This is a genomic window from Methanomassiliicoccales archaeon (assembly GCA_038850735.1).
GTDB lineage: Archaea > Thermoplasmatota > Thermoplasmata > Methanomassiliicoccales > JACIVX01 > JACIVX01.
Map to the genome: position 1 here is coordinate 269999 of JAWCLO010000001.1, position 9076 is coordinate 279074.

The window sequence follows — 9076 nt, forward strand, 5'->3', positions numbered from 1 at the left end:
ATGGGAAAAGTGAAAATTGCACAGTATTGGGGAGCAGGGTGTGGCGGTTGCGACGTAGCACTGTTAGACATTGATGAGAAGATTCTCGAGGTTGCGAAAATCGCAGATATCGCTTTTTGGCCTATTGCAGTAGATGCAAAACTGAAGGATGTAGAGGCGTTACCTGATGGCGATATCGCAGTGACTTTCTACAACGGAGCTGTGAGAAATAGCGAGAATGAACACGTCGCAAAGCTCCTGAGAAAGAAGTCGAAAATCCTGGTTTCATTTGGCTCATGTGCATGTTACGGAGGTATCCCGGGACTTGCAAACTTATCAAACAGCAGAGAAATCCTGGAGCACGTTTACAATCATACGTTTTCAACGATCAACGAGAAGGGTACAATACCATCACCAGAGGTGGAAGTCGAAGAGGGTGTACTAGAACTGCCAGTACTTTATGATCAGGTGTTCACACTTGAAGACGTGGTGGACGTCGATTATTATATGCCAGGGTGCCCTCCAACGGTTGAACAGATCAATCAATTCCTCGAGATAGTAGTGAAGCACGTCACAGAGGGGGCACCGCTTCCGCCTAAAGGTGCCGTAATTGCCTCAGAGAAGACTCTTTGCGACGAGTGCGGTAGAAAAAAGACGGTGAAAGCTGTCGAGAGGGTGTACCTCCCGCATGAAATCGATATCGATCCGGATAAATGTATGCTCGAGCAGGGTGTTATTTGTCTTGGTCCTGCGACTAGGGCTGGGTGCGGTGCAAAATGTTTGAAGGCGAACCAACCATGCAGAGGATGCATGGGACCCACAGCAGCAGTTATGGATCAAGGAGGCAGTATGCTCAGCGCACTTGCATCTATATTCAAAGTTTCGGAGAAAGAAACGCAACTTTCGGAAGATGATATCATCAAAATGATGTCGCAAGTTAAAGATCCGCTGGGCACGTTCTATGCTTTCACGATGCCCAAGTCTATAATTAAGAGAAAAGTCAGGGAGAAAAAGAAGATCAAAGAAAAGGTGGAGGTTAGGCAATGACGCCTGAGATTTGGGATAAGCCAGAGATGATAAAGGAAAAGAGGATCACAATCGACCCTATTACGAGACTGGAGGGTCATGGTAAGATCGAGATATTTCTTGATGATAATGGAAATGTGAAAAATGCTTATTGGCAAGTACCAGAGTTGAGAGGATTCGAGAAATTTTGCATAGGAAGATGCGTCGATGAAATGAACAAATTAACTGCAAGGTTATGCGGTGTGTGTCCTGGGGCTCACCACATGGCATCTACAAAAGCGCTAGATGCCGTATATCAAGCAGATCCGCCACCAGCAGCAAAGAAACTGAGGGAGCTGTTTTATTCGGCCCACTACGTGCACAGCCATATTGCTCACTTCTTCGCACTCGCAGCACCTGATTTCGTCGTCGGACCCTCCGCACCAGTGGAGAAACGAAACATTCTAGGTGTGGTCGACATAGTCGGAACGGAGATTGGGAGTGCTGTCATTCGGCACAGATCCTATGCCCAGAAAATCCAAGAAATGCTCGGAGGAAAGGCGACCCATCCTGTTTGCGGCATTCCCGGTGGGATGTCAAAACCAATTAACGAAGAGGAACGCAAAGAGATCGAAAATATGGCAAAATCATGCGTTGAGTTTTCGAAATTTACATGCGATGTCTTTGAAAAACTCGTGCTGAAAAACAAGGATTATCTTTCGATCATCACCAACCCCGAAATCTTCTACAACGAAACATACTACATGGGACTCGTCGACAAAAACAACAAGGTGAATTTTTACGATGGTGTGCTGAGAGTAATTGACCCAAAGGGAAACGAATTCGCGAAATTTGATCCCAAAGACTACCTTGATTACATTGGTGAGCACGTTGAACCCTGGAGCTACGAAAAGTTCTGCTTCCTGAAAAAAGTCGGATGGAAAGGGTTGATAGATGGCGAAGAAAGCGGAGTGTACCGTGCCGCTCCTCTTGCAAGAATCAACGTATCGAGCGGATTCGCGACGCCGCTAGCCCAGGCAGAATACGAGAAGATGATGGGCTTTTTCAGAGACGCTGGAATCAAGGGACCAATTCACTTCACCCAGGTATACCACTGGGCACGAGTAATTGAGCTGTTGTATGCCTCAGAAAGACTTCTTGAGCTTGCGCAAGATCCTGAGATTACGAGCAAAGATATCAAGGCAAAGACAAAAACGCCCGGAGAAGGTATTGGTTGCGTTGAAGCCCCGAGGGGAGTTCTTATACACCACTACGTATCAGATGAGAATGGAATCGTTCAGAATGTCAATCTCATTGTGGGAACTACGAACAACAACGCGCCCATCAACATCAGTGTAGCCAAGGCAGCCAAGGCGCTTATCAAGAATTGGCAAGTGTCGCCTGGCCTGCTCAATATGATCGAGATGGCGTACAGAGCGTACGATCCGTGCAATTCATGCGCGACTCACACACTTCCCGGACATCTGCCTTTTACAGTATATATTAGGAAACCTGATGGAAGTCTTTATAAGAAGCTTTCGAATGCGTGAGTTTCCCAATCCACAAGGGAAATTTCCAACTTCTTATTTTTCATTTTTAGAATACTTTTTCTTCATTCCTCGCAACCATTTCGCAGAAGACGTGCAAAAAGATGCAATTTGGAAAAATATGCGGTCAATCGAAGGTGATTCCCTCGTCATTTAATTTTGAATCTAGCTCAATCAGAATTTCTCACCATGATTCCGAAAACAATTTAGGATTATGTCATGATTAGGGGGCGGTGTTCTAAATGGACAGTGCTGTCAGACTTGTTGCTGAACTCATGGCCATATCAGCAAAAACTGCGCCGAAAGGGCTAGGCAAGGACTTCGTTGATATCAAAATCCTTGCGGGCGATGATGTTAAGAAGCTCGGCGAGATAATGATAGAGATGGCAAAGGATAGAAATGAACAAGGTTTCATTCGGGATGGAAAAAATGTACTTGATTCGAGCGCTGTTGTGCTTCTTGGTTTGCGAGAGCACCCTCCAAACGGAGTGGATTGCGCAGGCTGCGGTTTCCTGTGCGAAGAGATGAAGACACGCCATCTCGAGAGAGATTACGCTGGTCCTAACTGCGTCTTCAGGCTTCTTGACCTAGGTATTGCAATAGGATCTGCAGTGAAGACCGCCAGTATTCATAATGTCGACAATCGTGTCATGTACAGAGTTGGAGTTGCAGCAAGAAAGGCAGGATTTATGAGTTCAAAGGTCGTCATAGGAATTCCTCTCAGCGCGACGACGAAGAGCGTCTATTTCGACAGGAAACAGTAATATCCCTTACTCTTCCCAATTTCACACCATCCAGCAAATAGACTTCAGCGTTATCAAGATCGATTAGATTATTGGTGAATAAAGGACCAAGTAGCCCGGATTCACAAACATTAATCGGGGAGCCGCCTAGCATTCTATTAAAGGCAGGCATCAAAATTATCTCTTTGGGGAAAGTATCGTAAAACTCATCGATCTTATTCGTCGGAGATGCTTTTACCCAGCACGGCTCGCTCTGCACATTTCCGAGACCGTCTTCGAAAAGAACTGCCGGATGATTATGTGACATCACCAAAATATCAGTCGATAGAATTTCGTCTGAAGGCCATGTATGACCATGGAAAAAAGCAACGTTGCCGATTGTAATTCCAGTCGCTGGATGAATTGAAATTCCATCGGGCATGAAGGTTTCGATACCGCCATCATGATTTCCTTTTACTAAATCGATTCTCTTATATACAAGTCTTAATGACCTGAAAAAATTAGGAATTTCAAGATGCTCCTGCCTTGTAATTCCAGGAACTTGATGCTTGATATCGCCTAGAAGTATAAGCCGATCAAACTCTTTGGCAAATTGAGTCAGATCTTCATGCATTCGATGCGTTTGGCTAGGTACATGTATGCCTTTCTTCCTCAACTCCGCTTCAAAACCTATATGCAAATCTCCCACGCATATTATTTTTTCATTATTCGCAATCTCAAGCGCTGGTGTATCGGGGATTGGTGTTGCCTTAAATGCTTCGCGTTTCATCAACAAACCTCTGCTTTAGCATGAAGATTACATATCAACTTTTGCAGTTGCAAGCAGATTCTCAGAATCCGTATCTCAATCTCTCTCCTAGAAAATGAGGAAGACCGGCTTCCCTCACCTCTTTGTCGACCTTATCAATATCATAGTCAATCCTTCGTATCTGCGCATCTCGCGATTCTAAATCGAAAATCACATACGATGCGCGAGAGTCTCCATCACGAGGTTGTCCAACTGAGCCAGCATTAATGATCGTTCCTTTCTTCGTTCTTTTCACAAATGGTATGTGGGTATGTCCCATTACAAGAACTGCTGCTCGACTCATTTCCAAAAGCTCATCAGTGGCGTCGATCTCATAAAGATACTCGTCGTCATCTCGCGGGGATCCATGATAAATTGCGACGTTCATATCGCCCAACTTGAGGTCCATTCTAGATTTCAGAGATTTAAGGTAATCCACACATTCAGCCTTGATATTCTTCGCTGTCCAAAGAATGGCCGCTGCAGCCATCTTGTTCATTCCTACAGGGTTGATGCGGATTACGGCTCGATCGTGGTTTCCGATTATTGATATAATTTTCTTTGAAGTGAAGCGCTCAATAGTCTCATTTGGATACGGATAGTATCCGACAATGTCGCCGGCTGAAATAATCATATCTACATTGTTATTTTTTACATCTGCTAATACCGCATCCAATGCGATTAGATTTGCATGTACATCTGAAATGAAGGCTACACGCACGTATTAACATACCCTAAAACGTAGTTATAACTTTCTCGATCAAATCCAATATTCCTTCCGATTTTTAAAGATCACCAGTCCTAAAAGTTATTCATTTCCAGCAGAACCTCTTGCCTAATGATGCCTAGTCACAAATCCAAATTGAATGCGCTCTGAGAATAAAATAATAAATTATGCACATATATGCACATTCGAAATTGCGCAACCCCTGCATTCAATTCTCATAATGATTTTATACCATATCAGCATTTCAAATGTGGAAGGTAAGTGAAGTGAGCGAAATCAAGAGATTGGTTCTTGACGTTCTCAAACCTCATCACCCCACGATTATAGAACTTTCTCGAAGACTCAGTCTGCTCAATGGAGTAGCCGGTGTCAATTGTACGTTAGAAGAGGTGGACCAGGAAACAGAGAGCATCAAAATTACAATAGAAGGTAACGCAATTGATTTTGAAGACGTACAGAAAACAATTTCGGAAATGGGCGCGGTTATTCACTCAATCGATAGTGTATCTGCAGGAAAAAAACTGGTCGAAGAGGTTGAAACACCTCAGGATCGATGAATTTTTGCGAGTTCACTGGCAACCCTTTGAATTAATTCTGACTTTGGCATCGACCTTTCCACAAGAATTCTTCCCTTCTTGGACCACCAGTTGCCTGGATATGCCTTGTCTCTTTCGATCTTGAATTGCAAACCCAATTTCTCAACAGCTTTTGCCAGAAGGTCGACCGTAGGATCGTTAACCGCCATCGAGCGTCTTACCTTCCGTCCTTCGGATCGTTTGCGATTGACGTCAAAATATTCTGGCCATAAAACCCAGGCAATATCCTCATCAAACGGCATAGTTAATGGGAGATGAAATCAGAATAAATAAACTAACTGCTCATTTAATTAGGATGGCATTGACCGTCCCATCCCTACCTGGTCTTGAAGTTACCTTGGCAAGACCCATTTCCGTCTGAATTACAGCGCCTTTGTTGATAATATTCCTCTGGACATAGTTGGGATTTGCAGGGTTTTCTTTCACTGTTACAATCTTCACGCGAGAAGTTTTTCTTGTAGCAGGATCAACAACATTGGCAAATTGGGCCGAGAGCATTCTAATCTTCCAGTTCCCTCCCATTGTTCTTATCTTCTGGAGCTTCTCATCTCCAAGGTGAGCTGGTTGCACCTCGGTTCCAATTTCGAACCTACGCTTTTTACGGAATGGTCTGAGTAAACCACCTGTTGGTTTTCTGCGCGATTTGCCTTGCCATAGAGCCATTACAATCCTCGGTGAGAGGAAAATAAAGGCAATATAAAATACTTATCTTATTCAATGTGCTTCCCCGATCAAAGAAGATCCCTGAATCCCTTCGAGAATACGCGATATGAATCTGGTTCTTATCTTTGGTGAGCTTTCATTGGCATATTGGCCCGATGCTACTTTGTTAAATGAGGCGATTACCAGATTCTGAAGCAGAATCTTTAAGGACACGAAAACCGCTGGGGGAACTGCAATCTCTTATAAAGCATCATTTCAACTGTACATCAAGATCGCGTGGCTACTGACATCAAATAAATTTCATCACAACCAAGTAGAAATTAAATGATGGTGCTATTTACTCAGTGCTAGGTTCTCGATGAAGAGAAATGTTATGTTTAATCACGACACGCATTCAAATATCAGGCGGGCACAGTAATAGGATGCATGAATATTTCTGCGAGTACTCCTGATGACGTAAGCGCTATGATAAGGGTCTAAATGGATCAGTATGCGTGGTTGAGGATCGCCTTGAAAATGATGGACCTTTCGCATCTTGAATATATACATCATTTCTTTGGTAGAAGTTATTTTTGAGATTTTTTGCTAAGAAATTCTCGTTTTTATCCACGTCCAAATAAATATCGACAATTCGAGGGCATACGTTATGGTAATTGTAGAGATTGTTTACAAAGTAATCAAAATGTGATAGAAAAAATGACACCTTCGGATTGGCATATGCGTCTATTAGAAAACCAAAATCGCGAAGTGGGGGCGCTGGGATTTGGTGGAACTGGCATATGCTGGCCGGATCGGAAAATACCAAAAATTCCGGGTAATACGACCCAGCTCCTCGAGTGCTGTTTCTATCAAGGCGTAGAGAACGCAGAGGTACGGAGGCTCCTTAAATCGGGAGCCCTTCTTTTTGTGCGCGACGAGCGCGAGCTCTCTTTGGAGGCGAGGCCTTGATGTTTTACCGCTCTTACTACGCGAAGCTCCTCGCCGCTGAGATCCTTTGGATGCTTTTTTTCACGATAGTCGCCGTGGAGGTGATGAATTGACCTCCTCGGTCTTTACGCGAAAAGACTGGGACAGGGCCGTCAATTTGAAGGCTGTAGCCTGGGAGTGCATCCCGTCCCGCCGGCCCGTCCCGGACCACGATGAACAGGGAGGCGCAGCTTCGCCAAGACTTCCTCCCTCTGTTTCTCCTTGCGCCTCCCATCGCATGACAGGGGGCCTCTTGAAAGATCCCCCAAATCTCCCCACCACGGAACCGCCCGTCGTTTTTGGAGGCCCCCTGTCTCCCCGCGGGGTTTGCTGCGGAGAAACGCCCCCGCTCTGCGATTTAAGGTGCAGGCGAGGTGCGCAAGCGTCAAAATTATTAACTCCCCTCAGACATACCGCACCTGTACCTCACCTCGTGAACAACCCCGACTTCATGGCGTGGAAAGGTGCGCAGAGGCCCGCCCGAGCGGCCCCCGTTGATCCCTCCTTTTGTTGCACCTCCACGCCCACCCGGCCGTCATGCGGGCTCGCGGAATTCGTATGCTTTTCTCAAATCCCGACGGTTGGAGAGGCAGAAGGGTCGAAAAATTTATCCATAGATCCTCCAAAAGGATTCACCGCAGGGACCATCACCTCGGAAGCGTACAAACAAATGGCGGGAAGAGGTGCTGAAGATACGCCCGGAGGCGTTCATTCCTTTTCCATACGCGCCAGCGCCTCCCCGCCTCCCCTGCGGCACCGCAGCCCTCACGGGCGTCTATCGGTTTTTCCCTCCGCTGGAACCACTGAAATTGTAGGACCGTTAAGTTCATTATTTGATGTTCAAAAGCGGGTCTCCGAAGGCGCTCTCTCCACACAAGGAGACCACACGGCGGGGAAAGGTGCGCATAGGCTTCCTCCTTGTCCTTGTGTCTCGTCCCCGAGTTTTTGCACCGACCCGCCTACCCGTGGATCCCCAGGTCCAAAGCGCAGGTACATGTTTTTCGGCCCCGGCATGATTTTTTCAGGATACAGGGGTGAGGAAGAGTGATCCTCGTCCCCTGCCCCTACAAAGATCATTTTTTCTGCGGCGCGACCTGGCGCCTCAAGCACGAGACGCCGTGCCCGTCGTGCCCGTATGTCCCCTTTTCTTTCGATATCGCGATCACTATGGGGGTGGCGGCCGAATGAGCCCTGCCCCCTTTTCTCCATCATGCTCCCAAAATGTGGGGGAGGCGTCGGAACGAAGAACCGCCGTGCCCGCTGTCCCATGTAATGGGAAAGGGACAGCTTCGCATCCGCCGCACTGCTCTTACCGCCTCCTCCTCTTGCAACTGACGCTCCTCGTATCGCCCCAGTACCGCGATGCGCAGCGCGGCACTGCTTTCCCCGAAAGTGGGGGCCTCGGGAAGGGGCCTGCCGAAAAAGGGGATAGGGCGTGTTCCCGGGAGACGGGACTGCAGGGCCCGCAGGTGCCCGGCCAAGCGCCTGTTGGTCCTGCAGGGACGAGACGGTGCGGGCACCATCCGGCATCGGATGCTACCAGGTGCGGGATCTGTGAGAGCTGGAGGGACCCGGTCGTCGAACCGGCGCGGCGTACGAGCACTCGGATTTTTTCAGAAACGTTGTGCGCGGCCGCTTGGGTGGACGCCCCGCGTATTTTTGGGTGGGCCTCACGGAGTCCTCCCTCCCCGGGGACGCGAGGAGGCATACATGCGTGTGTGCGCGCGTGCGTGTGCGTGCGCGCGCGCGTGTGTGCGTGTGTGCGTGCGCGCGCGGGTGTGTGTGCGTGCACGGAAAGAGGGCGAGGGAGCTAAAAGAAGACTCCCTCAAGGGCAAAAATGAGGGCATCTGAAGGATAGGAGAGCTCTCGGGTCTCGAGCTCTCGAGGTGAGCTTTAAACGCTCGCCTTTTGCCCCGCTTTTGCCCCATCGCCTGCCCAAAGCCGGGCGCTGACCCGAACGCCCGGCATAGCGAGGGCTATGCTCTGCCAACTCAGGCTCACCCAGGCTCGCTCATCGGGGTGAGCCCGTCGCCAATACACGCGCGCGCACACACACGCACAC

Annotated in this window: 12 protein-coding genes; 7 read left to right on the plus strand and 5 right to left on the minus strand. The window is 47.8% G+C overall.

From position 1 onward, the window contains the following. The 3 genes from QW087_01330 to QW087_01340 all read left to right on the plus strand — a co-directional run bounded on the left by QW087_01330 (position 1) and on the right by QW087_01340 (position 3295). Positions 1-1026, plus strand: coding sequence for an oxidoreductase (locus QW087_01330; GenBank protein ID MEM2943371.1), 1026 nt, complete (start codon positions 1-3; stop codon positions 1024-1026). Next, positions 1023-2534, plus strand: coding sequence for a Ni/Fe hydrogenase subunit alpha (locus QW087_01335; GenBank protein ID MEM2943372.1), 1512 nt, complete (start codon positions 1023-1025; stop codon positions 2532-2534). The genes QW087_01330 and QW087_01335 overlap by 4 nt, the downstream gene beginning before the upstream one ends. Before the next feature lie 239 nt (positions 2535-2773). Then, the gene (locus QW087_01340; GenBank protein ID MEM2943373.1) at positions 2774-3295 is read left to right on the plus strand and encodes a DUF2148 domain-containing protein; all 522 of its coding nucleotides are present in this window, start codon (positions 2774-2776) and stop codon (positions 3293-3295) included. On the opposite strand, the gene QW087_01345 is transcribed toward QW087_01340, so the two are convergent. Together QW087_01345 and QW087_01350 are read right to left on the minus strand one after the other, a co-directional pair. Then, positions 3252-4043: a metallophosphoesterase gene (locus QW087_01345; protein MEM2943374.1), complete on the minus strand. Its 792-nt coding sequence runs from the start codon at positions 4041-4043 to the stop codon at positions 3252-3254. The genes QW087_01340 and QW087_01345 overlap by 44 nt on opposite strands. A gap of 61 nt (positions 4044-4104) precedes the next feature. Then, positions 4105-4782, minus strand: a complete 678-nt coding sequence (locus QW087_01350) for a YfcE family phosphodiesterase (GenBank protein ID MEM2943375.1) — start codon at positions 4780-4782, stop codon at positions 4105-4107. A gap of 272 nt (positions 4783-5054) precedes the next feature. Here QW087_01350 and QW087_01355 point away from each other — a divergent pair, with 272 nt between their 5' ends. Beyond that, positions 5055-5345 carry a DUF211 domain-containing protein gene (locus QW087_01355; protein MEM2943376.1) on the plus strand — a complete coding sequence of 97 codons (291 nt, stop codon included), beginning with the start codon at positions 5055-5057 and terminating at the stop codon, positions 5343-5345. Here the strand turns inward: QW087_01355 and QW087_01360 are convergent. Next, on the minus strand, positions 5333-5626 hold the full coding sequence (locus QW087_01360) for a signal recognition particle subunit SRP19/SEC65 family protein (protein ID MEM2943377.1): 294 nt from the start codon (positions 5624-5626) through the stop codon (positions 5333-5335). The two genes, QW087_01355 and QW087_01360, sit on opposite strands and share 13 nt — an antisense overlap. A gap of 40 nt (positions 5627-5666) precedes the next feature. Then, on the minus strand, positions 5667-6047 hold the full coding sequence (locus tag QW087_01365; protein MEM2943378.1) for a 30S ribosomal protein S8e: 381 nt from the start codon (positions 6045-6047) through the stop codon (positions 5667-5669). Positions 6048-6764: 717 nt separating this feature from the next. Between QW087_01365 and QW087_01370 the strand changes: the two genes are divergently transcribed. Together QW087_01370 and QW087_01375 are read left to right on the plus strand one after the other, a co-directional pair. After that, a complete protein-coding gene (locus QW087_01370; protein MEM2943379.1) occupies positions 6765-6995 on the plus strand; it encodes a hypothetical protein in 231 nt (76 codons plus the stop codon). Between the two features lie 88 nt (positions 6996-7083). After that, positions 7084-8061 (plus strand): hypothetical protein, encoded by a 978-nt coding sequence (locus QW087_01375; protein MEM2943380.1) that lies wholly within the window; start codon positions 7084-7086, stop codon positions 8059-8061. Between the two features lie 160 nt (positions 8062-8221). Here the strand turns inward: QW087_01375 and QW087_01380 are convergent, their stop codons facing one another. Continuing rightward, complete coding sequence (locus tag QW087_01380) at positions 8222-8344, minus strand: hypothetical protein (protein ID MEM2943381.1); 123 nt, start codon at positions 8342-8344, stop codon at positions 8222-8224. A 383-nt stretch (positions 8345-8727) separates the two neighbouring features. Between QW087_01380 and QW087_01385 the strand changes: the two genes are divergently transcribed. Next, entirely contained in the window at positions 8728-8865 is a 138-nt protein-coding gene (locus QW087_01385) for a hypothetical protein (protein ID MEM2943382.1), read from the plus strand. Positions 8866-9076 lie beyond the last annotated feature (211 nt).

Coding starts and splice junctions, on each gene's coding strand:
- QW087_01360 (MEM2943377.1), bottom strand. CDS start 5,626: ATGCCGTTTGATGAGGATATTGCCTGGGTTTTATGGCCAGAATATTTT.
- QW087_01345 (MEM2943374.1), bottom strand. CDS start 4,043: ATGAAACGCGAAGCATTTAAGGCAACACCAATCCCCGATACACCAGCG.
- QW087_01370 (MEM2943379.1), top strand. CDS start 6,765: ATGCGTCTATTAGAAAACCAAAATCGCGAAGTGGGGGCGCTGGGATTT.
- QW087_01330 (MEM2943371.1), top strand. CDS start 1: ATGGGAAAAGTGAAAATTGCACAGTATTGGGGAGCAGGGTGTGGCGGT.
- QW087_01365 (MEM2943378.1), bottom strand. CDS start 6,047: ATGGCTCTATGGCAAGGCAAATCGCGCAGAAAACCAACAGGTGGTTTA.
- QW087_01340 (MEM2943373.1), top strand. CDS start 2,774: ATGGACAGTGCTGTCAGACTTGTTGCTGAACTCATGGCCATATCAGCA.
- QW087_01335 (MEM2943372.1), top strand. CDS start 1,023: ATGACGCCTGAGATTTGGGATAAGCCAGAGATGATAAAGGAAAAGAGG.